Genomic DNA, 24,409 nt, shown 5'->3' with positions numbered 1-24,409 from the left:
GAGAGACATGACCATCAGATCGGCCGAGGTGCTGGTGACCAGCCCCGGACGCAACTTCGTCACGCTGCGCATCACGACGGACGACGGCGTCACCGGGCTCGGCGACGCGACGCTCAACGGCCGCGAGCTCGCGGCCGCTTCCTACCTGCGCGACCACGTGGCGCCGTTGCTCATCGGCCGCGACGAGGCTCAGATCGAGGACACCTGGCAGTACCTCTATCGGGGCGCCTACTGGCGACGCGGGCCCGTCACCATGGCGTCGATCGCCGCGGTCGACATGGCGCTGTGGGACATCAAGGCCAAGGTCGCCGGTATGCCGCTATACCAGCTGCTCGGCGGGCGTTCGCGCAGCGGCTGCCTGGCCTACGGACACGCCTCCGGCAGCACCACCGACGCACTCTTCACCTCGATCCGCAACCACCTGGAGCAGGGGTTCGCAGCGATCCGGGTGCAGACCGGCGTCCCCGGACTCGGCCAGGTCTACGGCGTCGCCTCCGACCAGGCACCGGGCCAGCGCTACGACTACGAGCCGGCCAAGCGGCAGGCTCTACCGGCTGAGGAGACGTGGGACACGCGTGCCTATTTGCGCCACGTGCCAACGGTTTTCGAGGCTGTGCGGAGCGAGTTCGGACTCGAGCTGCCGCTGTTGCACGACGGGCACCACCGGATGACGCCGAACGAAGCTGCAATCCTGGGCAAGTCCCTGGAGCCCTACGACCTCTTCTGGCTCGAGGACTGCACTCCGGGTGAGAACCAGGAGGCGCTGCGCCGGGTCCGCTCACAGACCACCACGCCACTGGCCATCGGTGAGGTCTTCAACTCGGTCTTCGACTACCAGACGCTGATCACCGAGCAACTCATCGACTACGTGCGATCCGCGGTGACCCACACCGGCGGCATCACCGCGCTGAAGAAGTTGATGGACTTCGCGGCGGTCTACGGGATCCGGTCCGGCTTCCACGGGCCGACCGACATCTCCCCCGTCGGACAGGCTGCCCACCTCCACCTTGGCATCGCACTGCACAATTTCGGGATCCAGGAGTACATGAAGCACTCACCCGACACGCTCGAGGTCTTCCGCACCAGCTACACCTTCACCGACGGGCTACTCGATCCGGGCGAAAACCCAGGCCTGGGAGTCGAATACGACGACAAGGCGGCCGAGGCGTTCAACTACACGCCGGCCTATCTGCCGGTCAACCGCCGGCTCGACGGCACGGTGCACGACTGGTGAGCGACGGACTGCTCCTGCTGGCGGCCGGCGACGAGGTCGCCGTTGCCACGCGTGCGCTGACCGCGGGCGAGGTCATCCCGTTGCCCACCGGCGAGCCGTTGACGGTCCGATCGTCGGTGCCGCGCGGGCACAAGGTCGCGGTCGTCGCGCGCTCGGCCGGGGAGCCGGTCCGCAAGTACGGCGCGACCATCGGCCGGGCCACCGCGGCCATCGGCGTGGGCGAGCACGTCCACGTGCACAACCTCGAGATCACCGAGGCCGACCAGCCGCACGAGTTCGGCACCGACCGGCACACGCTGACACCGCCGCCGGGCGACAGGCCGACCTTCCTCGGCTATCCCCGCGCGGACGGCAGAGTGGGCACCCGCAACTACATCGGCATCCTGACGTCGGTCAACTGCTCGGCGAGCACTGCCCGGATGATCGTCGACCAGTTCCGTGGTCAGGTGCTCGACGCCTATCCGAACGTCGACGGCGTCGTGGCCCTCACCCACCGCAGCGGCTGCGGTCTCGTCACCGAGAGCGAGGGCGCCCGTGTCCTCATGCGCACCCTGCGGGGGTATGCCGCACACCCCAACATCGCCGGACTGCTGGTCCTTGGTCTGGGCTGCGAGATGCTGCAGTCGTCCCGCATCGTCGACAGTGCTGACATCCCGTCGTCCACCCTGATCGAGCAACTGGTCATCCAGGACGAGGGCGGCATACGGCGCACGGTGCGCGCCGGAGTCGAGGCGGTCAACCGCATGCTGGAGCCGATCAACGCGCTCCAGCGCGAGCCGTGCGACGTCTCCAAGCTCGTGCTCGGGCTCAATTGCGGTGGCTCCGATGGATATTCGGGCATCACCGCCAATCCCGCACTCGGCGTCGCCTCCGACCGGTTGGTCTCCTACGGCGGCACGTCGATCCTGGCCGAGACGCCGGAAGTGCACGGCGCCGAGGGCCTGCTGACCCGACGGGCGGTCTCCGAAGCCGTGGGCCGCAAGCTGCTCGATCGCCTCGACTGGTGGCGGGACTACACCGCGGCGGGCGGCGGGACGATGGACAACAACCCGTCACCGGGCAACAAGGCAGGTGGGCTGACCACGATCCTGGAGAAGTCGCTCGGCGCCGTGGCCAAGGGCGGTCACGCCGACCTCGCCGAGGTCGTGGAGTATGCCGAGCGGCCGCGCGTGCCTGGCCTGATCTTCATGGACACCCCCGGCTACGACCCGGTCTCGGTCACGGGCATCGTCGCGGGCGGAGCCAACGTCGTGTGCTTCACCACCGGCAGGGGTTCGGTCTTCGGGTGCAAGCCGGTGCCCAGCATCAAGCTCGGCACGAGCACCGAGCTCTACGAACGGATGCCGGAGGACATCGACATCAACTGCGGCACCATCGTCGACGGCACGGACACTCTGGAGGAGGTCGGCGACACGGTGTTCGAGCAGATTCTCGCCGTCGCGTCCGGCCGGCAGACCGTCAGCGAGGAACTCGACCTCGGCCAGGAGGAATTCGTTCCGTGGCAGCTCGGCGCGGTGACCTGAGCCGCGAACAGGGCTGCAATTAGTCAGCCCCACCGCCATACGCCACGCAGAATGACGACAGGACCGCTGCCCCGGCGGTCCACAGGTCTTCGGTCGGCGGTACCGGGAGAGACCAGCCGCCGGAGCGGAACAGACCCGGCGGTCCTCCGACGGGTCGGATCGGAGTATCCATGCGTCCTGCGCGCTCATTCGCCGTCGGCTGCGCTGCTGCCGGCCTCGCCGTCACCGTCCCGGGCATCGCTGCGGCGAGCCCCAGGCCCACACCACCCGTCACCCTGTCCGGTGCCGTCGGAGCACCGTTCAACCTGGAGGTCGACGGCCCCCGGGTCCTGGTCGCGGACGGCGGTCCGGGCCTGGTCGGCAGCCTGCAGTCCGATGGATCGATCGCCCCGGTCGTGACCGGCGTTCCTGGCGCGTCCGGCGTCGCGACCCGCGGAGCCTGGCTCGCCTACACCTCCACGGTCAGCGACGAGAACACCCACGAGAACTCCGCTTCCGGACTGCACGTGCGCAACCCCGATGGCGGCACGGTCTACGCCGACCTGACGGCATACGAGGCGCAACACAACCCGGACGGTATGACGCAGTACGGCCCGCACAGCGACGACCCGTGCGTCCAGGCGGTGGCCGGTCCCAAGTACACCGGACTCCTGGACTCGCACGCGTACTCCGTGGCTAGCCGCGGCAACGGTTGGCTGGTGGCCGACGCCGGTGCGAACGATCTGCTGTCGGTGAGCGACAGTGGGCAGGTCAGCACGGTCGCGACGTTCCCGGCGCAGCCCACGACGATCACCCAGGAGATGGCAGACGCATTGAAGGCGCCGGCGTGCGTGGTCGGCGTCACCGTCGACTTCGAACCGGTGCCGACCGACGTCGAGGTCGGACCCGGCGGTTCGATCTACGTCACAACGCTGCCCGGCGGCCCGGAGGGTCCCGAGCTGGGTGCCCGCGGCTCGCTCTGGAAGGTCAACCCGTCGACGCACTCGGTCACCCGGATCGCGACCGGTTTCGCCGGCGCGACCAACCTGGCTATCGGCAAGCACGGAGACATCTATGTCGCCGAGTTGTTCGGCGGCAAGATCTCCGTGGTCAACTCACGCGGGGTGTCGACACTGGCGAACGTGCCCGGCGTGGTCTCGGTCGAGACCTCCGCCAACGGGACGGTGTATGCCGGGACGATGGGCATGGACGAGTCCCACCCGGGAACGATCGTGAAGATTGCCACGGGACCGGCCCGCGCGCACTGAGCCGGTGGGTCGGTGGGCGGCCTTCCCTGGAACCGCCTGCCGGCTCACCTTCACGCGATGCCGGCGGGCACCTCTGCGGTCGCCGGCATCGTGACCGAGCGCTGCTTCATGTCGAGTGCCCCCGACGGGACTCGAACCCGCACTCGAGCGATTTTAAGTCGCCTGCCTCTGCCAATTGGGCTACGAGGGCGAGAGTCAGCGTATCCGTGGCAGTGCCGGCGGATCCGCCCTGGTGCCGCGTGCGGCACGTCGCCGCACGGTTCGGGTACGCGGGGTCCGGCGCGAGCCTCGGCCGATTGTCACAGGCGGAGTGGTAAATACAATCCGCCTCGGCCCATGTGGGATCATCAGGTGTGGAACGCCAGGACTTGACCCGTCCGGATCCCTCGGACGCACCGCCGCTCGGCGACAGCCGCGCCCAAGTGTTGGGAGCCCTGCAGGCCGTGGTGAAGCCGGTGTCGGTGGCCGACATCGCCGAGCGGGTCGGACTACACCCCAACACCGCACGCTTCCACCTGGACGGGCTGGTCGAGCAGGGTCTGGCCGAGCGCGAGACCGAGCAGCGCGACGCCCCCGGTCGACCGCGCGCCCTCTATCGCGCGAGCGAGGACAGCACGCGTACCGGCCGGCGCAGCTACCGATTGCTCGCACAGATCCTGGCCAGCTACCTCGCCACCCAATCCGCGCGACCCGGTGAAGCCGCCGAGCGCGCCGGCGAGGAGTGGGGCCGTTTCCTCACCGAGCGGCCCGCACCGTTCCGTGCCGTCGACGCGAGCGCCGCGATGCGCGAACTCGTCGAAATCCTCGAGGAGGTCGGCTTCGCCCCCGAGTCGGTGGGCACCAGTCACGACCGACGAATCTTGTTGCACCAGTGCCCGTTTCGGGAGGTTGCCGAGGATCACGCCGATGTGGTCTGCTCCGTGCATCTCGGACTCATGCGTGGCGTGCTGTCCGAGCTCAACGCGCCGATCGAGGCGACTGCACTCGAGCCGTTCGTCGATCGCAGCCTGTGTGTGACCCGGTTGGCCGACGTGAAGCGTCCGCCACGGGCTACCTGATCCGAGCGGGCGCGTCCGCGTCCGCTGCTGCCAATTCACGTCGCACGGCGTCGAGGCCGGCCACTCGCTTGGCGCGCGACCAGCGCATCATCCGCCGCTCCTCGGGCGTCGTCCCGCCCCAGATGCCGGCGTCCTCGCCGTTGTCGAGCGCCGTCGCCAGGCATTGCGCGAGGACCGGGCAGTGCCGGCATATGTCCTTGGCCTGCTCGATCTGATCCAAGGCCGGCCCGGTCGTGCCCACCGGGAAGAACAGCTCCGGGTTCTCCTCACGGCAGGCCGCCCGCTCACGCCAGTCGTTCACCACCATGTGCTGCTCCACTCGCCCTCGAGAACAGATACCAGGGATAATTTTTACAAGTCTAAATGGTTTTATTACCCATCGGAAGACCTGGAGCAGCACAGACTGCATGAGATGCACCACGCGGAACGAACGGCAGGAACGGTGACCGGCCGGATCAGGCCAGGCCGAGAGCGATGCCGTCGAGGATGTCGTGCTCGCTGGTGAGCACCGTCTCGATGCCGGCGACGTCGGCGACGCGGCGGACGATGGTGCGCCAGATCAACGCGCCGGAACCGATGACGTCCACCCGGCCCGGATGCATGTAGCCGAGCGCCGCGCGCTCGTCGCGGGTGGCGTGGATCAGCGCCTCGCACGACGCCTCGACGGTCCGGACCGGCAACTCGGTGCCGTGGATGCGCTCGGCGTCATACGCGGTGAGGCCGAGGGCGTGCGCGGTGATCGTGGTCACCGACCCGGCCAGCCCGATGAGCGAACCGGCCCGGTCGAACGGGACGATCGCGGCGGCGTCGTCGATCGCCGCGTTGATGTCGACCACCGCGGCGTGGATCTCCGCCGCCGTGGGCGGGTCACTGTGCAGGTGACGCTCGGTCAGCCGGACACAGCCGATGTTGGTGGAGAGCGCGGCGTCGACCGTGGCAGTACCGAGAACGAACTCCGTGGAACCCCCACCCAGGTCCACCACGAGGTATGGCGGGGGCGTCTCCGCCCGGGCAACGCTCGTCGCGCCGCGGAAACTGAGGGCCGCCTCCTCATCGCCGGTCACGACCTCGGGCACGATGTCGAAGGCGGCGAACGCTCCGGCGATGCCGGTGGTGAACTCCGCGGAGTTGCTGGCGTCCCGTGAGGCCGAGGTCGCCACGAAACGCACGCGTTCGACACCGGCCGCGGTGCACTGCTCGGCATACAGCTTCGCGACCCGAAGGGTGCGCTCCATCGCCTCCGGCGCAATGTGGCCGGTGACGTCGACGCCCTGGCCGAGCCGGACGATCTCCATGGTGCGCACGACGTCGGTCAGCGACCGGCCGTCGGTGTCGGCGATGAGCAACCGGATGGAGTTGGTGCCGCAGTCGACGGCGGCGACGCGTGTCATCTGCTCTCGGGGACGGCATCGCAGCAGCCGCCCTCCCACCAGGCGGGCAGCGCCGAAAGTGCTTCGTCCCCCAGCGGATTGACGCCCGGGCCGACCGCCATCGAGTGCGCGACGAGCACGTGCAGGCACTTCACCCGGTCGGGCATCCCGCCGGCGGAGATGCCGTTGATCTCGGGGACGTCACCCAGCTCCGCACGCCGGCGCAGGTAGTCCTCGTGGGCTCCTCGGTACGCCGCAGCCAGCTCCGGGTCGGCCGCCAGCCGATCGGACATGTCACGCATCATGCCCTGCGACTCCAGCGTGCCGATCGCACGCGTCAACCGTGGGCAGGTGGCATAGAAACTGGTGGGGAACGGCGTGCCGTCGGGCAACCGGGGCAGCGTGCGCACGACCGCCGGGCAACCGCAGGGACAGCGTGCCGCAACTTCGACAACTCCGCGCGGCAGCCGGCCGAGCTGTCGCTCGACGACGGCAAGATCTGCGGGATCGACTGGGGGCAAAGGGCTCTCGGCCATCGACGGATCAGTCATCGACGGATCAGTGCTCGCCGGATGCGACGACGGACTTCCAGATGGTGCCGTACCACGTCTGCTTCTCCTGGGACTTCGCCGCTGCCACTCGCTTGGACTTCTCGTCGGTGACGTAGACCGTCAGGGTCTTGCCGGGCTTGGCGAAGCCGAGGCGCTTGCCGGCCTGCGCGGCGACGTAGTCGGGGTCGGCCCACTTGCGCTTGGTCTCCTTGAGCGAGGTGATGTCCTGCTGTTGCGCGGCCACCTGGGCCTGCAGCCGCGACACGTGCTGGCGCTCGGACACATAGGAGCGCACGGTGGGTGCGATCACGACCGCGAGGAAGACGATCAACGCGCCGACGACGGCCAGCCGGCGCATCGAGCGCGGCGAACGCTGCTTGCGCACCGCACGCCCGGCCCCGGTCCGGTCCTTGCCGCCGGACGCCGCCGGCCGACTCGACGCACTGCGCACCGTGGTGCTGCGCGCCGGGCCGGTCCGCCGACGTCCCGTCGCAGGGCGCGACGTCTCGCGTGACCGACCTGTGGTGGTCGTCTTACGCGAATCGCGTGTCACTGGAAGGCCTTTCGTCGCCCTTGAGGTTTAGGCTGCGCTGCCGCTGAGGGTCGCAAGCTCTTTGCGTCGGCACCACATCTCCAACCTCCCGTGCTTGTTGAAACCGGCTCAGGCATTGAAGCGCGGGAACGCACCCGCGCCGGCATAGAGGGCAGCGTCGTCCAACTCTTCCTCGATGCGCAGCAGCTGGTTGTATTTCGCGACGCGGTCGGATCGCGCGGGCGCGCCGGTCTTGATCTGACCACAGTTGGTGGCGACTGCGAGGTCGGCGATCACGGTGTCCTCGGTCTCGCCGGAGCGGTGGCTCATCATGCAGCGGAAACCATTGCTCTGCGCGAGGGACACGGCGTCGAGCGCCTCGGTCAGGGTGCCGATCTGGTTGACCTTGACCAGCAGCGCGTTGGCGTTGCCGCCCTCGATGCCGCGGGACAGCCGGGTCGGGTTGGTGACGAAGAGGTCGTCGCCGACGATCTGGACCTTGTCGCCGAGTTCGTCGGTGAGGGTCTTCCAACCCTCCCAGTCCTCCTCGTCCAGCGGGTCCTCGATCGAGACCAGCGGGTATGACGCCACCAGGTCCGCGTAGTAGGCGGTCATCTCGGTGGCCGACTTCTTCGAGCCCTCGAAGGTGTAGGAACCTTCCTCGAAGAACTCGCTCGCCGCAGCGTCCATCGCGAGCGCGATGTCCTTGCCGGGCGTGTAACCGGCGGCCTTGATGGCGTCGAGGATCAGGTCGAGTGCGGCGCGGTTGGAGTCGAGGTTGGGCGCGAAACCACCCTCGTCCCCGAGGCCGGTCGACAGCCCTCGCTCCTTGAGGACGCCCTTGAGCGAGTGGTAGACCTCGGCGCCCCAGCGGAGTGCCTCGCGGAACGATCCCGCGCCGATCGGGGCGATCATGAACTCCTGGATGTCGACGTTGGAGTCGGCGTGGGCGCCGCCGTTGAGGATGTTCATCATCGGCACGGGCAGCACGTGGGCGTTGGGTCCGCCGACGTAGCGGAACAGTGGCAGGTCGGCCGACTCGGCCGCGGCCTGCGCGACTGCGAGGCTGACACCGAGGATCGCGTTGGCGCCGATGCGGGCCTTGTTGTCGGTGCCGTCCAGGCCGATCATCTCCTGGTCGACGAGGCGCTGCTCGGTCGCGTCATACCCGAGCACGTGCGGTGCGATCTCCTCGCCGACGGCATCGACCGCGTCCTGAACACCCTTGCCGCCGTAGCGCTTCTTGTCACCGTCGCGACGCTCGGCCGCTTCGAACTGGCCGGTGCTGGCACCGGAGGGAACCGCGGCGCGACCCACGGTGCCGTCGTCGAGTGCGACCTCGACCTCGACGGTCGGGTTGCCTCGGGAGTCGAGGATCTCGCGTGCGAGCAGGGCGTCAATCGTGGCCACGTTGGTGAGTCTCCTGGCGCGTCGTCGTGGAGTCCGGCAGGCACAGTGCCCGCGTCGCTGTCTGCGCGACCAGACTATCGCCGAAGCACCGGTCGGTCCGGGAGGACCCGCACGCAGCCCCGCTCCCGCGGTGTGACCGGTCGCTTCAGGCCACCGCGGCGACAGCTCCGATGTCGGCGATCTCGCCGGCGTCCGCGTTGCCGCCGGAGCACACGACGGCGCAACGCCGCGGTCGCTCGGAGTGCTGCACCAGACCTGCGAGCGCGGCGGCCCCGGCACCCTCCGCGAGCGTGTGCGCGGCGGTGCTGAACAACCGCATCGCGTCCAGGATCTGCTCGTCGGACACCAGCAGGAAGTCGTCCATCCGCCCGTGCATCACCGACAGCGGCAACTGCGAACCGCGTGACGTGGCAACGCCGCTGAACCTGGTGTCGCACGCCGCCTGCTCGACCTGACCACTGCGCCAGGAGTTGTATGCCGCCGGCGCCGCCGCGCTCTGCACGCCAATGATCCTGCAGTCGGGCGCCAGCTCGTCACGCACCACACATGCACCGGCAGCGCCGGACCCGCTGCCGACCGGCACGTAGATCGCCTCGAGGTCCGGATGGCGCTGCAACAGCTCCAGATAGATCGTGGCGTGGCCGTGCACGATGGCCGGGTCGTCGCCGGGGCTGACGAAGCGCATCCCGCGCTCGGTCGCCAGTCGTCCGGCGTAGTCGCAGGATTCCCCCATCGTCGCTCCGTGCCGGATCACCTCGGCACCGAGCAGCCGTGTGGCATGCGCCTTCTCCTCGGGCGCGCTCAACGGCATCACGACGATGGTCGGCGCCTGGGCGAGCCGTCCGGCATACGCCAAGCTCTGCGCGTGATTGCCGGTCGACGCGCTGATCAACCCGGCGCGACGCTCCGACTCGGTCAGTCCGGCAGCCAGGGACACTCCACCCCGAACCTTGAACGCCCCTGTCGGCTGGACGTTTTCGTGCTTGACGATCACGTGTGTCCCGACGGCCTCGTCGAGCGCCGGGTAGTTCCAGGACGGCGTCGGCGGCAGCTCGGGCGCGATCACGTCAGCTGCGTGCAGGACTCCGGCGAAGGTCAGTGTCGTCATACCGGCCAGTGTGGGCCGTCGGCATTACATCGGTCCAATAGATCTTTTCTGGCAATATCAACGATGACATCGATATGTTTGCCACATGCTCGACCTCCGCCGCCTGCAGGCGCTCGTCGCCGTCGCGCGCACCGGATCGGTGTCTGCGGCGGCCGATGAGCTGCACTACGGACAACCCACCATCTCCCACCACCTGCGCCGGCTCGAGGCGGAGACCCGAACCGTCCTCCTCCAGCGGGTCGGTCGTGGGGTGCGACTGACTGCGGAAGGTATGGCGCTGGCGCATCGCGCCGAGGAGATCCTGGCGCTCAGCCGGCGTGCCGAGGAGGAGCTGGAGCTGACCGCCGGACTGCGTGCCGGGCGTGTCCGACTCGCGGCGTTCCCATCGGCCGCCGCGACCCTGGTGCCGCCGGCTCTGGCCGCCCTGCGCGAGTCTGCGCCGGGCGTCGCCATCGAGCTCGTCGAGGCCGAGCCGCCCGACGCCATTGAATCGTTGCGCGCCGGACGGGTCGATCTCGCGATCACCTTCACGTATGACGACACCGAGGCCGACCTGCTCAGCGCCGACACCGTCCTGACCGATCACCTCTACCTCGTGGAGCCCGCGGCCGAACGCGCCCGCACGGCCGGACGGGCGTTGCGCGCACATCGCCATACGGCCTGGGTCGCGGGGTGCGAGCGTTGCCGCGCGCAGCTGGTCGAGTTGTGTGCCGCCAGCGGCTACGAGCCGGAGATCAGTTTCGCCACCGACGACTACCTCGCCGTGCAGGCCCTGGTCGCGCAGGGCGCGTTGGTGAGCATCCTGCCCGGGCTGGCACTCGCGGTGCACCAACATCCAGGGGTCCGTGTCACGCGGCTACCGGCCACCCGGCAGGTCCAGGTCGTCACCTATGGCGCACCGCCGCGCCCGCGGACGGTGAACGCGGTGGCCGACGCGATCGTCGTAGCGGCACGGGACGTGTCGCTACCACGGTGAGTTTGCCGAACCTGCCCTCCCGGCCGATAACGACCTGTCAGAATGGCTGCGACTGCGGCGGCAGTCTGCGCCATTCCTGCCTCGCGAACGGCTCATATGCGGCATTCTGTCTCGGTGGGCGTCGATGAAGTCGCCCGCGCCCGACCGGAATGCCGGTCGCTGCGGAGCCGGCGGCAACGTCGGCACAAGATCGTGTGCAGGTCGTCAACGGCGCCGACCGCGCACCACCCGTGAGGCAACGCGGCAACCCCGCTGCCCGCGTCATCGACCTGGAAGAGAATCATCACGATGCCCGAATCACGCCGCGGTGCGACGACGGCTCCCGCGACCGAGATGAAACCGGTCACCCGAACCCTCTGGCCGCCGAGCGACTGGTCGGTACGCCGCAAAGTGGTCGCCTGTCTCGCGTTGCCGCTGGTCTTCGCGACCGTCCTGGTCGGCATACGGGTGGCCGGGGCCTGGTCCGACGCGCAGGCGGCGTCGCAGGCGAAGACCCGCTACCAGGCGCTGGAGCCGGCGATCGATTACCTCGCCAGCAGCCAGGACCTCGCCACGCAACTGGTGAGTCCGAATGCCACCGACAAGACCGTGGGTGCGGCCCGTGCGCAGTTCCAGCAGGCACGGGGGACGCTGCGGTCCGCGATGAAGTCGGCCGACCTGAACGGCCACCAGTCCAGCCTGCTCAACGACGCGGTCAGCACCGGCAAGAACCTCGACACCGCCGCGAACGCCACCTCCGGTTCCACGACGCTCGCGCCGGGGACCATCAGCTCGGACGTGCTGGGCTTCCTGGACGACCTCGACGCTGTGCACCCGGACCCGACGCTGAACGTGCTCCACGACCTGGTCACCGCGCAGAGCCACCTCGCCGACCAGCGGTTGGAGCTGGCTGCCGGGACGGACTTCAGCAACGCGCTGCGCACGCAGTTGGCGGCCGATGTCGGTGGTGAGCGGGACGCGCTCGAGCGTGTGCAGGCCGAGCACCTGCCGGCTGTGGACGTGTCCGGACTGCAGTCGGACACCGTCAGCCGGCTGGCCTTCACGACCGACGGCACCCTGGACCAGGTGATGAGTGTCACCCGTGCGGTGACCAAGTCCTACCAACCGGCATACCAGTCCGCCGCGAGCGAAGCGACGAAGCGGGTCGAGAAGCAGGCCGACGACGCCCGCCGCTCGGCGCTGCTGCAGATCGCGCTCATCCTGGCGCTGCTCATTCTGACCGCGCTGGCCGTCTACTTCCTGTCCCGAGCGCTGCTCGTGCGGCCGATCGCCGCCCTGCGGCGCAGCACGATCGACGCCTCCCAGAAGCACCTTCCGGCGGCGATCGAGCGGGTTCGGACCGGTCAGGGCGTCGGCCGGATCCAGAGCGTCGCCCTGAGCAGCCGCGAGGAGACGGGCCAGCTCTCGCGCGCGGTCGACGACATGCAGAACCGGGCGATCCGACTCGCTTCCGAACAGGCGACCCTGCGCCGGCAGATGACCGAGATGTTCGAGACGCTGTCCCGACGCAGCACGTCACTGGTCAATCAGCAGCTCAACCTCCTGGAGCAACTCGAACGCACCGAGGACGACCCGACCCGACTGGACAGCCTCTTCCGGCTGGACCACATGGCCGCCCGGATGCGGCGGAACGGTCAGAGCCTCATGGTGCTCGCGGGCAACGATGCCGGCAGCGGGCGCGCCCGGCCGCTGCCGCTCGCCCAGGTCGTCGGCGCCGCGGTCTCCGAGGTGCAGGACTACCAGCGGGTCAACGTCGGCGGACTACCGGATCACGTCGTCGACAAGGAGGTCGCCACCGACCTCGTCCACCTCATCGCCGAGCTGGTCGACAACGCCCTGGCCTACTCACCGCCGGACTCCCGTGTCGAGATCAGCGGTGCACGAGCCATCGACGGCGGCGTGCTGCTGGAGATCGAGGACCACGGTCTCGGCATCGACAAGGACGAGCTGAAAGAGCTCAACAACGACATCACCGCGGGTGGTCGATTCGGCCTCGGGACCACCCGGCACATGGGTCTGTTCGTGGTCGCCCGGCTCAGTGACGGCCACGGCATCGACGTCCGGCTGCGCTCCCGGCTGCAGCGGGGCACGATCGCCGCCGTGCACGTGCCCGTCCAGGCGCTGACGTCCGAGCTCGCGACCGCCGACGAGGACCGCACCGACGTCTACGCCCGCCCGGAGGCGGATGCCGTGACCGCACCCGCATCGCTGGTGTCCGTGGGGTCGTCCAGCGAGCCGTCGTCCTCGGCCATGGCGGAGTCGTTGGGCGCGTCGGAATCGTCGGCTGCGACGCGGGAGTCGACTGCGGCGGCCGACGCCCGCGATGACGACGTCACCGAGACCACGGAGCTGCCTCGTCGCCGCCCGGGTGCGACCGGCGTGACCTCGTTGAGCGGCACCGCGTCGCTCGGAACCCGAGCGGCGGCGGCAGGGGTCTCTCCGACAGCCGAACGCAACGGCAACTGGGTCTCCCCGATCGGCACCGCGCCGACGGCGGACCCGGAGCGGGCGAGCAACGCCTCGGCGTTCTTCTCCGCCCGCCGGGCCGTCGCAACCGACGATCGCCCGCCGCAGTCGGCCACGACGACCTCCGGTCTGCCGCAACGGCATCCGAGGACCGAGGCCCCGGGAGCAAGTGCCCCGTCGGCGGAGCAGGCAGCCGTGCAGCGGGAGGAGCCGGTGCGCCATACACCTGCACGGCAGGAGGACACTCCGATCTTCCAGCAGATCAGCTCGCGCTGGCTCACTCCGGACGGTGAGCCGTTCGCGACGTGGTCCAGCGGACCGACGGACCAGGCATGGGAGGCCGCGCAGGTGGCGACCGAGGACCACTCGAGCGAGGAAGGCGCACTCCCTCAGCGGCAGCCAGGACGATTCATCGTCCCGGGCAGCGTCGAGCAGTCCGGCACGCGACCGACGCGTGACCCGGAGGAGCTGCGCGCCAAGCTGAGCCGCTACAAGGCGGGCGTCGAACGCGCCCGGCAGAGCACCAACGACAACGACACTGACAACGGATCGAGGCCATGGTGACCGACTACTCCACGACTGCAGGCGACAACGGTCAATACGACTGGCTCGTCACGCGATTCGTGCAGGACACGGCCGGGGTGACCCACGCGGTCCTCGTGTCCGTCGATGGTCTGGTGATCGCCCGCAATGCCGAGTTGCCGGTCGACCGTGCCGAGCAGATGGCTGCGGTGTCGTCCGGCCTGGCAAGTCTCGCAACGGGTGCGGCCGGTCTCTTCGACGGCGGTGCGGTGCTGCAGTCGATCATCGAGATGCAGCACGGCTACGTGCTGTTGATGAGTGTCGGCGACGGCTCACACCTTGCCGTGCTGACCTCCGCGACCGCCGACATCGGCCAGATCGGTTATGAGATGGCGATCATGGTCGAGCGGGTGGGCCGCGCCGTGGATGCGGCGCCGAGAATGTGATGACCGGGCATGACTGACATCGACCCGGACGGCTGGGACGGTTCCGTCGACCAGGACGACGAGCCGGCCGCGAGTGTCGTGCGGCCCTACACGTTGACCGCGGGCCGCACCGCCAGCGCGGTCGACGTGCCGATGGAAGCCAGTGTCGAGCTCACCCAAGCCGGACACGACCGACGGTGGCAGCCACATGATCCGAGCAGTCGGATCGCCAATCTGTGTGCCGCAGAACGCCTTTCGGTCGCCGAGATCGCATCCCGTGCCGGACTCGCGATCGGCGTCGCCCGCGTGCTCGTCGGTGACCTGGTCACCCACGGTTACGTGCAGTTGCAGAACACTCTCACCGACAGCACCTCCAGTGCCGAGCGCATCAACTTGATCGAAAGGACTTTGCGTGGACTCCGCGACCTCTGACCCGAGCCGTCGTACGACGTCGACAAAGATTGTCGTCGCGGGCGGATTCGGTGTCGGTAAGACAACGCTCGTCGGCGCGGTCTCCGAGATCGTCCCGCTCACGACCGAGGCGACCGTGACGCAGCTGTCTGAGGGCACCGACAACCTCACGTCGACGCCGAACAAGAACACCACCACCGTGGCGATGGACTTCGGCCGGATCACCCTGGCCGACGATCTGGTGCTCTACCTCTTCGGGACGCCCGGGCAGCGGCGCTTCTGGTTCATGTGGGACGACCTGGTGCGTGGCGCGATCGGCGCCATCGTGCTGGTCGACACCGCCCGGCTCGGTGACGCGTTCTCCGCGATCGACTACTTCGAGGCCAAAGGGCTGCCGTTCATCGTCGCGGTCAACCAGTTCGACGGCACGCGCGTCCACTCCGAGCAGGAGATCGCCGACGCGCTGGCGATCTCTCCGACCATCCCGTTGATCCGGGTCGACGCCCGCGATCGCGAATCGGCCAAGACTGCGCTGGTGCGCGTGACGGAGTTCGCGCTGCAGCATCATGGCGTTGCTCCGCAGCCGAGCTGAGGCGCGCCTTCTTCGCGACCGTCGTCCTCAAATCACGCCACTCGCGGGCATGACCGCATCTTGAGGGCGACCGTTGCCACTTATGCACCGGATGCGGGCCATTGCGCCACTCCAACCGGCGACCGTTGCCACTTATGGACGGACTAGTCGACGGCACGCATCGCGTCGACCAGCGGCGACGGGCCGGAGTCGGTTTCGATCCCGTCGGCCGCACCGCCGCGGTCGGCACTGCTGCGGTGTGCGCTGACCTTGAACTTCCCCACGATGCGCGAGATCCGCAACTCGATCCCGACGATCTTCTCGAGCTGGCCGGCGACATAGTCGGCCGGCGCCTGGCCCATGTGCCACGCGTCGGCACGCCCGTGCTCCATCACGCCGGTGAGCTTCGCGACGGCTCCCCTGGTCCACCGCAGGTCATCGTGTATGACGAGCTCGCCATACACGTGCGCCACCAAGTAGTTCCAGGTCGGCACGACCTGGTGGTGCTCCTGCTTGGACGGGTACCACGTCGGTGAGACGTAGTGGTGGGCCCCGCTGAACACCACGAGAGTCTCCCCCTCGTGGTTGCCCTCGCGCCATACGTCGTTGGCGCGTGCGACGTGCCCGATGAGCTTCTCTCCGTCCGCACCACTCTCCAGCAACAGCGGAATGTGGTTGGCGACGAGCGCTGTTCCGTCCGTGGTGATCAACGTTGCGAACGGGTTGACGGCGATCAGCTCTGCAACGTCGGCCGCGGAGGTCGCCTCGTCATGGGCGGGCAGATAGACCATGGCGCCCATCATCGCACCGGGCCAGTGCGCGCCGAGTCATCGATGGGCGGCGCGGGCCGTGTCCAGATCGGCACGGGTGAACACCGACCGCACTTCGATGGCGGCGTCGTCCAGGCCGGTCGCCTCCGGCGGGCGCCGATCGATCGCACAGACCACCAGCTCGACACGAGCACCGAGCTCGCGCAGCGCATTCGCGGCCGCGATGACGGCACCGCCAGTGGTGATCACGTCCTCGACCAGGACGACGTGCCGGCCCTCGACCGCGCCGCCTTCGGCGAGCTTGCGAGTGCCGTAGCCCTTAGCCTTCTTGCGCACGAAAACCGTTGGCAGATCTGCGATCTGGCCGAGCACGGCGGCGATCGGCACACCACCGAGCTCCAGACCGCCGAGCACGAGGGTGTCAGCGGGCAGCAGTGGCTGCATCTCCTCGGCGACCCGACGGATCAGTTGCGGGTCGCCCTCGAAGAGGTATTTGTCGAAGTATTCGTCGGCCACCTGGCCCGACCGCAGGGTGAATTCCCCGTGCAGCCGGCACCGTGCGTCGATCGCCGACGCGAGCGCGGAGTTCGTCATACCCGGCAGCCTGCCATGCCGTGCGGCGGTTACTCCGCCGGCGGGCGAGCGAGGTCACGCAGCGTCGCGCGCAGCACCGCGTCGGCCGAGGAGCCGGCAGCACGGGCCTCCGCGACCAACGCCAGCAGTCGTCCGCCGAGGTCGGCCTTGTCGTCGGTGCCGTCTCCAAACGACAGGTGTATGCCGCGCCGGTGCGCCCGGGTGAGAAGCTTCTCCGCGATCAGCAGCGGCGACAGCGAAGCGGGGATGCCGGCCAGCAGGTCGTCCTCGTCGCGATCGGTCTTCTCGGCGGCCTTGATCTGCTCCCAGGACTGCTCGACCTCCTCCGGCGTGCTCGCCGCACCGTCGGCGAACACGTGCGGGTGCCGTCGAATCAGCTTCTCCACCAAACCTGCTGCGACGTCGTCGATGTCGTAGCCGGGATCCTCGTCGGCGGCGATGCGGGCGTGGAAGAGCACCTGCAGCAACACGTCGCCGAGCTCCTCCGCGATGTGCTCTGCGTCGTCGGTCTCGATCGCCTCGACCGTCTCGTGGGCCTCCTCGAGGAGGTATTTGGCCAGCGACCGGTGGGTCTGCTCGGCGTCCCACGGGCAGCCGCCGGGAGACCGCAGCGCGTCCATCACGGCGACCGCGTCCAGTAGGCGTGCGCCCGGCAGGTCCCAGGAGCCGACGAGCACCTCGATCTGCGGCGGCTCGTCCAGCCGGGTGAGTTCTTCGGCGAGCGCGTCGGTGAGGCCGGGGTCGGCGTCCGGTGAGCCGACCCACAGCACGGAACCGGACGCCGCTGACCCGACCAGCGTCCGCGCCGCGGCAGCGGCCGAGTCGAACGGCATTGCGGTGACCTCGATGCCGGACGCTGCTATCGCGGCCGGCAAGGGGTCCTCGATGTCGGCGGCCAGCACCCGGTCAGCGTGTTCCAGGGCCGTCCAGGCGTCCCGGGACATCAGCCCGGCCGGCATCCGAGGGCTGGTGACCAGGACCGTCAGCAACGCGGCGGTGTCACTCACCCTTGGGCTTGACCCCGGGCCGCAGCGGCGGATGGGGTCGGCTTCTCGCTGATCCACGGGTGCGATCCCGCGACGATCCCCTTGCCCTTCTCCCAGGCGCCGTAGCGGGGATTGAGCGTGACGTCGCTCTTCTTGGTCAGCGCCTGCAGGCTCTGATTGGTGATGTCGCCGTTGTTGGCCATGCTGCTGATCAGGGCGTCGATGCGCAGCGCCTCGAGCGCGGTGTCGGAGAGCTTGACCTTCGGTTTCTGGGCCTGGATCTGGCTGTCGCTGATCGGGGTCTGGCCCTTCTTGGCGGCATACTTCTCGATCTGCGGGCCGATCGCCAGCCGGCCGGCCACGACGCCCGGCTCGATCGGCGCACCGACGAAGGCCGAGATGTCCTTGGTCGCGGTCTGCAACTGCGTGTTGCTGACCGTCTTGCCGTCATAGGTCAGGGCCGTTTTGCCGTTGTGCATCACACCGCCACTGCCACACCCTGCCAGCGCGAGGGTGCACAGCGATGCTGCTGCACCCAGGGCGAATCGACCGTGACTGAGGCTCGGCATGCGGGTTGGCCTTTCTCCTGTACGAAGTCTGTGGGGCGTGGAGCGACGCCACACCAGATGCATCATGCCAGCCCGCTCTGTGCCGGGCGATGCCCGGTCATGATGCCGCGCCGGCGGCGGCGCCGATGTCGTCCAGCAGCACTGCCTTGATCAGTTGCGCGGCCCAGCGCAACACCTCGGTGTTGCGCAGCGGCTTGCCGCCGACGGGCGCGGTCTTGGGCTGCGGGACGAGGATCTGATGGACACCGGGCTTGACCATCGTGCCCTTGTAGATCCGCTCCAGCCGCAACTGCTGACTCTCGCGCAGGTCGACCGGTCCGAAGCGGATCATCCGGCCCTGGACCGCGATGTCGCCGATGCCGGCCTGCCGCGCGATGACTCGCAGTCGCGCGACCTCGAAGAGGTGCTGCACGGGCTCGGGCGGTGCGCCATACCGATCGCGCAGCTCGGCCTCGATCTCGCCGAGCCCGGCCTCGTCCTCGACCGTCGCCAGCTTCTTGTATGCCTCGAGTCGCAGCCGCTCCCCCGGCACGTAATCGTGCGGCAGGTGCGCGTCGACCGGCAGCTCGATCTTGACCTCGGTCGGCGCGGTCGAGGTGCCGTCGCCGCGGAAGTCGGCGACCGCCTCGCCGACCATGCGGACGTAGAGGTCGAAACCGACGCCTGCGATGTGACCGGACTGCTCGCCACCGAGCAGGTTGCCGGCGCCGCGGATCTCCAGGTCCTTCATCGCCACCTGCATGCCGGCGCCGAGGTCGGTGTGGCTGGCGATCGTCTGCAACCGGTCGTGTGCCGTGTCGGTCAGTGGCGTCTCCGGCGGGAACAGGAAGTAGGAGTAGGCCCGCTCGCGGCCACGTCCCACGCGGCCGCGCAACTGGTGCAGCTGGGAGAGGCCGAGCCGGTCGGCTCGGTCGACGATGAGGGTGTTGGCGTTGGAGATGTCGAGACCGGTCTCGATGATCGTCGTGCAGACCAGCACGTCGGACTCGCGGTCCCAGAACGACGTGACGACGTCCTCCAGCCGGTGCTCGGACATCTTGCCGTGCGCGGTCGCGACCCGCGCCTCGGGCACGAGCTCCCGCAGGCGCGACGCGACCTTCTCGATGCTGCTGACCTTGTTGTGCACGAAGAAGACCTGACCCTCGCGCATCAGCTCACGGCGTATGGCGGCACCGATCTGCTTCTCCTCGTAGCCGCCCACGAAGGTGAGCACGGGGTGCCGCTCCTCCGGTGGTGTGGCCAGGGTGGACATCTCGCGGATGCCGGTCACGGCCATCTCCAGGGTGCGCGGGATCGGCGTCGCGGACATTGCGAGCACGTCGACCGCGGTGCGCATCTGCTTGAGCTGCTCCTTGTGCTCGACACCGAAGCGCTGCTCCTCATCGATGACGGCGAGCCCGAGGTCCTTGAACTTCACCTCGTTGCCCAGCAGCCGGTGCGTGCCGATGACCAGATCGACTGCACCGGAACGCAATCCGTCGATCACCTCGCGGGCCTCGCTGTCGCTCTGGAATCGCGACAGCGCCTTCACGACCACCGGGAAACCGGCATAGCGCTCGGTGAAGGTCTGGTGGTGCTGCTTGACCAGCAGCGTCGTCGGCACCAGCACGGCGACCTGCTTGCCGTCCTGGATCGCCTTGAACGCCGCGCGGATCGCGATCTCGGTCTTGCCGTAGCCGACGTCGCCGCAGATGAGTCGGTCCATCGGCACGGACTTCTCCATGTCGGCCTTGACCTCGTCGATGCTGCTGGCCTGATCGGGGGTCTCGACGAACGCGAAGGCGTCCTCGAGCTCGCGCTGCCACGGGGTGTCCGGTCCGAACGCGTGTCCCTCGGTCGCCATCCGGGCGGAGTAGAGCTGGATGAGCTCCGCGGCGATCTGTCGCACATGCCGGCGGGCACGGGATTTGGTTGTCTGCCAGTCGGATCCGCCCATCTTGTTGAGCGACGGCTGCTCACCACCGACATACCGGGTGACCTGGTCCAGCTGGTCGGTCGGCACGTAGAGCTGGTCGGCGGGCTGGCCCTTCTTGGCCGGCGCGTAGTCGATCACCAGGTACTCGCGGGTGGCTCCGCCGACGGTGCGCTGCATCATCTTGGCGAAGCGCCCGACCCCGTGCTGTTCGTGCACCACGAAGTCGCCCGGGTGCAACTGCAACGGGTCGACGACGTTGCGCCGCCGGGACGGCATCTTGCGCATGTCCTTGGTGCTGCCGCCACTGTGCGTCGACGAGCCGGTCAGGTCGCTCTCGGTGAGGAGGACGAAATTGCTTGATTCGAGGGTGAATCCATGGCCCAGGACACCGGTTGCGAGCTCGACGGCACCGGCGTCGAGGCGCTCGATGCGTCGCGATGCCACGTCGTGGTCACGCAGCACCTCGCCAATGCGGTGCCCGAGACCGGGGCCCTCGGTGACGATGAGGACGCGCTTGCCGTCGCGCGTCCAATCGCGGATGTCACCGACCGCCTCCTCGGTGTTGCCGCGGTAGAGCGGTACCTCGGCCGTGCCGATGGTGACCTGCTCGCCGGCGAGGGTGTCGTCCTCCTGGAACTGCGCGAGCTCGGTGTCACTGGCGAATGACGAGAACGCCCACCAGGCAAGGTCGTTGGACAGGGCGTGGTCGCGCAGCTCGGCCAGCGACCAGTACGACGCGGTGCCGAGCACCGACTGCAGGTCGACCGGCACGGCGTTGCCGGCCGCGGCGTTGGCCCAGCTGGCGCCGAGGAATTCCGCACTGGTCGCGACCAGGTCGTGTGCGCGGGTCCGCACCCGCTCCGGGTCGCAGACCAGCACGTGCGTGCCGTCGGGCATGACGTCCAGCAGCGTCTCCATGCCGCCCGCGGTGCCACCGGCCAGCAGGATCGGCGCCAGTGATTCCATGCCCTCGACCGCGATGCCTTCGGCCACCTTCAGCAGCATGTCCTGCACACCCGGCAGTTGCGTGGCCAGCGTGGCCGCGCGCTGCCGGACGTCCTCGGTGAGCAGCAACTCGCGGCACGGCGGCGCCCACAGCCCGTGCTCGGCGACCTCCAGGCTGCGCTGGTCGGCCACCTTGAACCAGCGGATCTCCTCGACGGTGTCGCCCCAGAAGTCGACCCGGACCGGGTGCTCCTCGGTGGGCGGGAAAACATCGAGAATGCCTCCGCGTACGGCGAATTCGCCACGTCGCTCGACCAGATCGGTGCGGGTGTATGCCGCCGCGGCAAGCGCTTCGACCACGTCCGGCAGCGCCGCCTCCTCGCCGACACGCAGCGACACCGGGCTGAGATCGCCCAGTCCTTTGGCGATGGGCTGCATGAGTGCGCGGACGCTGGCGATGACGACACCGATCTCGCCATACGTCTCGTCGGCGGTGTCGGGGTGCGCCAGCCTGCGCAGCACGGCCAACCGGCGGCCGACCGTATCGCTGCGCGGGCTGAGCCGCTCGTGCGGCAAGGTCTCCCAGCTGGGGAACTCCACGACGCGCTCGGCCGGTAGGAAGCCGCGGAGGCACGCGGCCAGATCCTGCGCCTCACGTCCGGTCGCGGTCACCGCCAGGACCGTGCGTGCCTGCCGCCCCTTCGCCCCCTGCGCCACCAGTGAGGTGATCGGGCCACGGACACCGGGCGCACACGCGATGTCGACGACGTTTGCCGTGCCGACGTGCGACATCAGCCGCGCGACGGCTTCGTCGCGCGCCAGCAGATCGAGCACGGGTTGCAGGCTCACGGGTGAGCAGCTCCTTCACACATCGCACCTGCAGCCGCAGACACGCAAAAGGGCCCCGTTCGCGGGCGAGACGGGGTTGACGTGGTCAATTCTAATGCGCTCCGGTGTCACTCCCAGACGACGGCGTGCTCCGCGAAGCCCTCCCGGCTCTGCACCGGCACGACGCAGAAGATCAGCCCGCCGGGGTCGGTGAGGATCGCGTAGTGCTCCTCGTCGTGGCGCTCGGCGACCGTCGCGCCGGCGGCGACCAGCCGGTCGACTTCTGCGTCGACGTCATCGGTCTCGATGTCGAGGTGCACGCGTGGCCGCCCGTCGTCCAAGCGTTGCATGGCGATCATGACGCCGCCGGGCAAACTGTCCAAGCCCTCGAAACGATCCTCCGGCGTCGTGCTGCCGGTCGCCTCCCGATCACTTCCCCGCGCGGTGGTCCAGAAGGCGGCCGCGGCGGCATACGACTCCGGCGGATGGTCGATGAGGACGACTCCGATGCGGCTGCGATGCATGGGACTGACGCTACCGTCGCCCACCGATCGTTGACAGCGGTTCTGCTCAGCGGGCGTGGATGACGTTCTGCGCGTCGGTCAGACCCTTGGTGAGCAGCAGTTCCACGGCCTCGACCGTGTCTGGGACCAGGAAGTCCAGTTCCTTGCGCTCGGTGCCGTTGAAGTCCCTCAGCACGTATGACGCGGCGTCCATCCGCCCCGGCGGACGACCGATGCCGACCCGCACCCGCAGGTAGTCCTTGCTGCCGGTCGACTTGCTGATCGACCTGAGCCCGTTGTGGCCGCCCTCGCCGCCGCCACGCTTGAGCCGCAGCGTCGCGAAGTCGATGTCGAGCTCGTCGTGGATCACGATCAGGTGCTCGAGTGGCACCTTGAAGAAGCGCATCAGCCCGGCGACCGGTCCACCGGACTCGTTCATGTAGCTCGTGGGTATGGCGATGATCGCCGCCTGGCCGGCCACCCGGACCTGTGCCGCGAGCGCACCGGCCTTGTGCGCGCGCAGGGAGGCCCCGGCGTCGGCCGCCATACGCTCGACCACCATGGCTCCGACGTTGTGTCGGTTGCCGGCGTATTTGGGGCCGGGGTTGCCGAGACCGACGATCAACCAGGGTGCTTCGTCAGTCACGTGGATCCCAATCAGCTCGCGGAAACGCTTTGAAGATAACGCATTCCGGACCGCGCTCCGGAGCCTGGTGGAACATCTGGGGAAGAGAGTCGGGGTCCCCGCGAAGTATCGGAGGAGCGAGTCGGGGTCCCCGCGAGGTATCGGAGGAGCGAGTCGGGGTCCCCGCGAAGTATCGGAGGAGCGAGTCGGGGTCCCCGCGAAGTATCGGAGGAGCGAAGCGGGGGAGAACTTCGTGGGGTGACGCAGCGGGGGAGAACTTCGTGGGGTGACGCAGCGGGGGAGAACTTCGTGGGGTGACAAATGCGGCCCCGATCCATCTCGGACCGGGGCCGCATCGACTTCGTGGAAGTGCCTCAGGCCTTGTCGCCCTCGTCCTCGGAGTCGCCCTCGGAGGCCTCGGCGGCCTCGTCCTCGGACTCGTCCTTCTCGATGCCGGCCTCGTCCTCTGCCTCAGCCAGCTCCTCCTCGAGCTCCTCGGCGGAGATCTGCTGGCTGACATTGACGACGAGCAACTCCTCGTCGGAGACCAGCGAGACGCCCTCGGGCAGCTCGACGTCCTTGGCCAGGACCTGGCTGCCGGCCTCGAGGCCCTCGACCGAGACGGTGAAGGACTCGGGGATGGCGATGACGTCGGCCTCGACGGTCAGCGAGCTGTTCTCGACGACGACGTTGGTCTCCGGTGCGGCTTCGCCCTCGACGTGCACGCCGACGTCGACGGTGACCTTCTCGCCGCGCTTCACGATGACCAGGTCGATGTGCTCGATGACCGGCTTGATGGCGTCACGCTGGACGTCCTTGGCCAGGGCCAGCTCCTGCTTGCCGTCGAAGTTCAGCGTGAGGATCGCGTTGGCGTGCTTGAGCGCGAGCATCGACTCGTGGCCGGGGAGGGTCAGGTGCACCGGCTCGGTGCCGTGGCCGTAGAGCACGGCCGGAATCTTGTGGTCACGACGGATGCGGCGGGCCGCACCCTTGCCGAACTCGGTACGGACTTCGGCGTCCAGACGGATCTCTTTCAGAGCCATGAGTTTCCTCGCTTCGTCGAGCAGCAGTTGATGGATGTGGCTGCCTCGACGCGGGACGCGGCGCGAGCGGTGAGTGACCGGGGTCGGTGCGCGCGGAAGCGGCATACGGAAATGCTCGCGGTGCACACCTTGTCGATCACGGACGACCGATCGTGAATCGTCCCTCGCCGAGGCTGGCGGCACACATCGTATGCCGCAGGACGGCGCCGCCCCAAATCGGGCGCTAC

The 24,409-nt window shown here is 68.8% G+C and carries 22 protein-coding genes, 1 tRNA gene and 1 pseudogene; 9 read left to right on the top strand and 15 right to left on the bottom strand.

Annotated features, from left to right (window positions below; all coding sequences use genetic code 11):
- The first annotated feature begins 7 nt into the window (after positions 1-7).
- From manD to IEX71_RS22120, 3 genes are all read left to right on the top strand, one after another.
- Positions 8-1,234 (top strand): D-mannonate dehydratase ManD, encoded by a 1,227-nt coding sequence (gene manD, locus IEX71_RS22130; protein WP_188839266.1) that lies wholly within the window; start codon positions 8-10, stop codon positions 1,232-1,234.
- Positions 1,231-2,757, top strand: a complete 1,527-nt coding sequence (locus IEX71_RS22125; RefSeq protein ID WP_188839265.1) for a UxaA family hydrolase — start codon at positions 1,231-1,233, stop codon at positions 2,755-2,757. Before manD ends, IEX71_RS22125 begins: the two co-directional genes overlap by 4 nt.
- A 170-nt stretch (positions 2,758-2,927) precedes the next feature.
- A complete protein-coding gene (locus tag IEX71_RS22120) occupies positions 2,928-4,004 on the top strand; it encodes a ScyD/ScyE family protein (protein ID WP_188839264.1) in 1,077 nt (358 codons plus the stop codon).
- 116 nt (positions 4,005-4,120) lie between these two features.
- Here the strand turns inward: IEX71_RS22120 and IEX71_RS22115 are convergent.
- A tRNA-Leu gene (locus tag IEX71_RS22115) sits at positions 4,121-4,194 on the bottom strand.
- Between the two features lie 163 nt (positions 4,195-4,357).
- On the opposite strand from IEX71_RS22115, the gene IEX71_RS22110 reads away from it, so the two are divergent.
- Entirely contained in the window at positions 4,358-5,062 is a 705-nt protein-coding gene (locus tag IEX71_RS22110; protein WP_188839263.1) for a helix-turn-helix transcriptional regulator, read from the top strand.
- A gap of 58 nt (positions 5,063-5,120) precedes the next feature.
- Here IEX71_RS22110 and IEX71_RS22105 read toward each other — a convergent pair.
- The 6 genes and pseudogenes from IEX71_RS22105 to IEX71_RS22080 form a co-directional block, all read right to left on the bottom strand.
- Positions 5,121-5,369 (bottom strand): annotated as a pseudogene (locus IEX71_RS22105) (WhiB family transcriptional regulator); the annotation flags it as partial.
- A 148-nt stretch (positions 5,370-5,517) separates the two neighbouring features.
- On the bottom strand, positions 5,518-6,453 hold the full coding sequence (locus tag IEX71_RS22100; protein ID WP_188839261.1) for a Ppx/GppA phosphatase family protein: 936 nt from the start codon (positions 6,451-6,453) through the stop codon (positions 5,518-5,520).
- Entirely contained in the window at positions 6,450-6,983 is a 534-nt protein-coding gene (locus tag IEX71_RS22095; RefSeq protein WP_188839260.1) for a DUF501 domain-containing protein, read from the bottom strand. The genes IEX71_RS22100 and IEX71_RS22095 overlap by 4 nt, the downstream gene beginning before the upstream one ends.
- A 7-nt stretch (positions 6,984-6,990) precedes the next feature.
- Positions 6,991-7,536, bottom strand: coding sequence for an FtsB family cell division protein (locus IEX71_RS22090; RefSeq protein WP_188839259.1), 546 nt, complete (start codon positions 7,534-7,536; stop codon positions 6,991-6,993).
- Positions 7,537-7,644: 108 nt separating this feature from the next.
- Positions 7,645-8,925: a phosphopyruvate hydratase gene (eno, locus tag IEX71_RS22085; protein WP_188839258.1), complete on the bottom strand. Its 1,281-nt coding sequence runs from the start codon at positions 8,923-8,925 to the stop codon at positions 7,645-7,647.
- A 145-nt stretch (positions 8,926-9,070) separates the two neighbouring features.
- The gene (locus tag IEX71_RS22080; RefSeq protein WP_188839257.1) at positions 9,071-10,033 is read right to left on the bottom strand and encodes a threonine ammonia-lyase; all 963 of its coding nucleotides are present in this window, start codon (positions 10,031-10,033) and stop codon (positions 9,071-9,073) included.
- An 85-nt stretch (positions 10,034-10,118) separates the two neighbouring features.
- On the opposite strand from IEX71_RS22080, the gene IEX71_RS22075 reads away from it, so the two are divergent.
- From IEX71_RS22075 to IEX71_RS22055, 5 genes are all read left to right on the top strand, one after another.
- Positions 10,119-11,009 (top strand): LysR family transcriptional regulator, encoded by an 891-nt coding sequence (locus tag IEX71_RS22075; RefSeq protein WP_188839256.1) that lies wholly within the window; start codon positions 10,119-10,121, stop codon positions 11,007-11,009.
- A gap of 288 nt (positions 11,010-11,297) precedes the next feature.
- Positions 11,298-14,039, top strand: a complete 2,742-nt coding sequence (locus IEX71_RS22070; protein WP_188839255.1) for a sensor histidine kinase — start codon at positions 11,298-11,300, stop codon at positions 14,037-14,039.
- The gene (locus IEX71_RS22065; RefSeq protein WP_188839254.1) at positions 14,033-14,443 is read left to right on the top strand and encodes a roadblock/LC7 domain-containing protein; all 411 of its coding nucleotides are present in this window, start codon (positions 14,033-14,035) and stop codon (positions 14,441-14,443) included. The genes IEX71_RS22070 and IEX71_RS22065 overlap by 7 nt, the downstream gene beginning before the upstream one ends.
- 9 nt (positions 14,444-14,452) lie before the next feature.
- On the top strand, positions 14,453-14,854 hold the full coding sequence (locus IEX71_RS22060) for a DUF742 domain-containing protein (RefSeq protein ID WP_188839253.1): 402 nt from the start codon (positions 14,453-14,455) through the stop codon (positions 14,852-14,854).
- Complete coding sequence (locus tag IEX71_RS22055; RefSeq protein WP_188839252.1) at positions 14,835-15,425, top strand: GTP-binding protein; 591 nt, start codon at positions 14,835-14,837, stop codon at positions 15,423-15,425. The genes IEX71_RS22060 and IEX71_RS22055 overlap by 20 nt, the downstream gene beginning before the upstream one ends.
- Before the next feature lie 143 nt (positions 15,426-15,568).
- On the opposite strand, the gene IEX71_RS22050 is transcribed toward IEX71_RS22055, so the two are convergent.
- The 8 genes from IEX71_RS22050 to IEX71_RS22015 form a co-directional block, all read right to left on the bottom strand.
- Positions 15,569-16,195 (bottom strand): FMN-binding negative transcriptional regulator, encoded by a 627-nt coding sequence (locus IEX71_RS22050; protein ID WP_188839251.1) that lies wholly within the window; start codon positions 16,193-16,195, stop codon positions 15,569-15,571.
- Positions 16,196-16,231: 36 nt separating this feature from the next.
- On the bottom strand, positions 16,232-16,768 hold the full coding sequence (gene pyrE / locus IEX71_RS22045; RefSeq protein WP_188839250.1) for an orotate phosphoribosyltransferase: 537 nt from the start codon (positions 16,766-16,768) through the stop codon (positions 16,232-16,234).
- Positions 16,769-16,797: 29 nt separating this feature from the next.
- The gene (locus IEX71_RS22040; protein ID WP_229749952.1) at positions 16,798-17,775 is read right to left on the bottom strand and encodes a nucleoside triphosphate pyrophosphohydrolase; all 978 of its coding nucleotides are present in this window, start codon (positions 17,773-17,775) and stop codon (positions 16,798-16,800) included.
- Positions 17,772-18,323: a YgdI/YgdR family lipoprotein gene (locus IEX71_RS22035; RefSeq protein ID WP_188839249.1), complete on the bottom strand. Its 552-nt coding sequence runs from the start codon at positions 18,321-18,323 to the stop codon at positions 17,772-17,774. The genes IEX71_RS22040 and IEX71_RS22035 overlap by 4 nt, the downstream gene beginning before the upstream one ends.
- Before the next feature lie 97 nt (positions 18,324-18,420).
- Positions 18,421-21,975, bottom strand: coding sequence for a transcription-repair coupling factor (mfd, locus tag IEX71_RS22030; protein WP_188839284.1), 3,555 nt, complete (start codon positions 21,973-21,975; stop codon positions 18,421-18,423).
- 164 nt (positions 21,976-22,139) lie between these two features.
- Positions 22,140-22,535, bottom strand: coding sequence for a VOC family protein (locus IEX71_RS22025; RefSeq protein WP_188839248.1), 396 nt, complete (start codon positions 22,533-22,535; stop codon positions 22,140-22,142).
- Between the two features lie 46 nt (positions 22,536-22,581).
- On the bottom strand, positions 22,582-23,166 hold the full coding sequence (pth, locus tag IEX71_RS22020) for an aminoacyl-tRNA hydrolase (protein WP_373284668.1): 585 nt from the start codon (positions 23,164-23,166) through the stop codon (positions 22,582-22,584).
- Positions 23,167-23,513: 347 nt separating this feature from the next.
- On the bottom strand, positions 23,514-24,182 hold the full coding sequence (locus tag IEX71_RS22015) for a 50S ribosomal protein L25/general stress protein Ctc (RefSeq protein ID WP_188839283.1): 669 nt from the start codon (positions 24,180-24,182) through the stop codon (positions 23,514-23,516).
- Between the last annotated feature and the right edge of the window lie 227 nt (positions 24,183-24,409).

Origin of the sequence: Flexivirga endophytica, assembly GCF_014640635.1 — a bacterium.
Lineage (GTDB): Bacteria > Actinomycetota > Actinomycetes > Actinomycetales > Dermatophilaceae > Flexivirga > Flexivirga endophytica.
This window is presented reverse-complemented; position numbering and strand designations above follow the sequence as displayed.

Excerpts from the sequence above, each read along its gene's own strand:
- IEX71_RS22015 (WP_188839283.1), bottom strand. The coding sequence starts at position 24,182 with ATGGCTCTGAAAGAGATCCGTCTGGACGCCGAAGTCCGTACCGAGTTC.
- IEX71_RS22025 (WP_188839248.1), bottom strand. The coding sequence starts at position 22,535 with ATGCATCGCAGCCGCATCGGAGTCGTCCTCATCGACCATCCGCCGGAG.
- IEX71_RS22120 (WP_188839264.1), top strand. The coding sequence starts at position 2,928 with ATGCGTCCTGCGCGCTCATTCGCCGTCGGCTGCGCTGCTGCCGGCCTC.
- IEX71_RS22065 (WP_188839254.1), top strand. The coding sequence starts at position 14,033 with ATGGTGACCGACTACTCCACGACTGCAGGCGACAACGGTCAATACGAC.
- mfd (WP_188839284.1), bottom strand. The coding sequence starts at position 21,975 with ATGTCGCACGTCGGCACGGCAAACGTCGTCGACATCGCGTGTGCGCCC.
- pyrE (WP_188839250.1), bottom strand. The coding sequence starts at position 16,768 with ATGACGAACTCCGCGCTCGCGTCGGCGATCGACGCACGGTGCCGGCTG.
- IEX71_RS22075 (WP_188839256.1), top strand. The coding sequence starts at position 10,119 with ATGCTCGACCTCCGCCGCCTGCAGGCGCTCGTCGCCGTCGCGCGCACC.
- IEX71_RS22080 (WP_188839257.1), bottom strand. The coding sequence starts at position 10,033 with ATGACGACACTGACCTTCGCCGGAGTCCTGCACGCAGCTGACGTGATC.
- IEX71_RS22100 (WP_188839261.1), bottom strand. The coding sequence starts at position 6,453 with ATGACACGCGTCGCCGCCGTCGACTGCGGCACCAACTCCATCCGGTTG.
- IEX71_RS22095 (WP_188839260.1), bottom strand. The coding sequence starts at position 6,983 with ATGACTGATCCGTCGATGGCCGAGAGCCCTTTGCCCCCAGTCGATCCC.
- IEX71_RS22050 (WP_188839251.1), bottom strand. The coding sequence starts at position 16,195 with ATGGTCTATCTGCCCGCCCATGACGAGGCGACCTCCGCGGCCGACGTT.
- IEX71_RS22035 (WP_188839249.1), bottom strand. The coding sequence starts at position 18,323 with ATGCCGAGCCTCAGTCACGGTCGATTCGCCCTGGGTGCAGCAGCATCG.
- IEX71_RS22060 (WP_188839253.1), top strand. The coding sequence starts at position 14,453 with ATGACTGACATCGACCCGGACGGCTGGGACGGTTCCGTCGACCAGGAC.
- manD (WP_188839266.1), top strand. The coding sequence starts at position 8 with ATGACCATCAGATCGGCCGAGGTGCTGGTGACCAGCCCCGGACGCAAC.
- IEX71_RS22070 (WP_188839255.1), top strand. The coding sequence starts at position 11,298 with ATGCCCGAATCACGCCGCGGTGCGACGACGGCTCCCGCGACCGAGATG.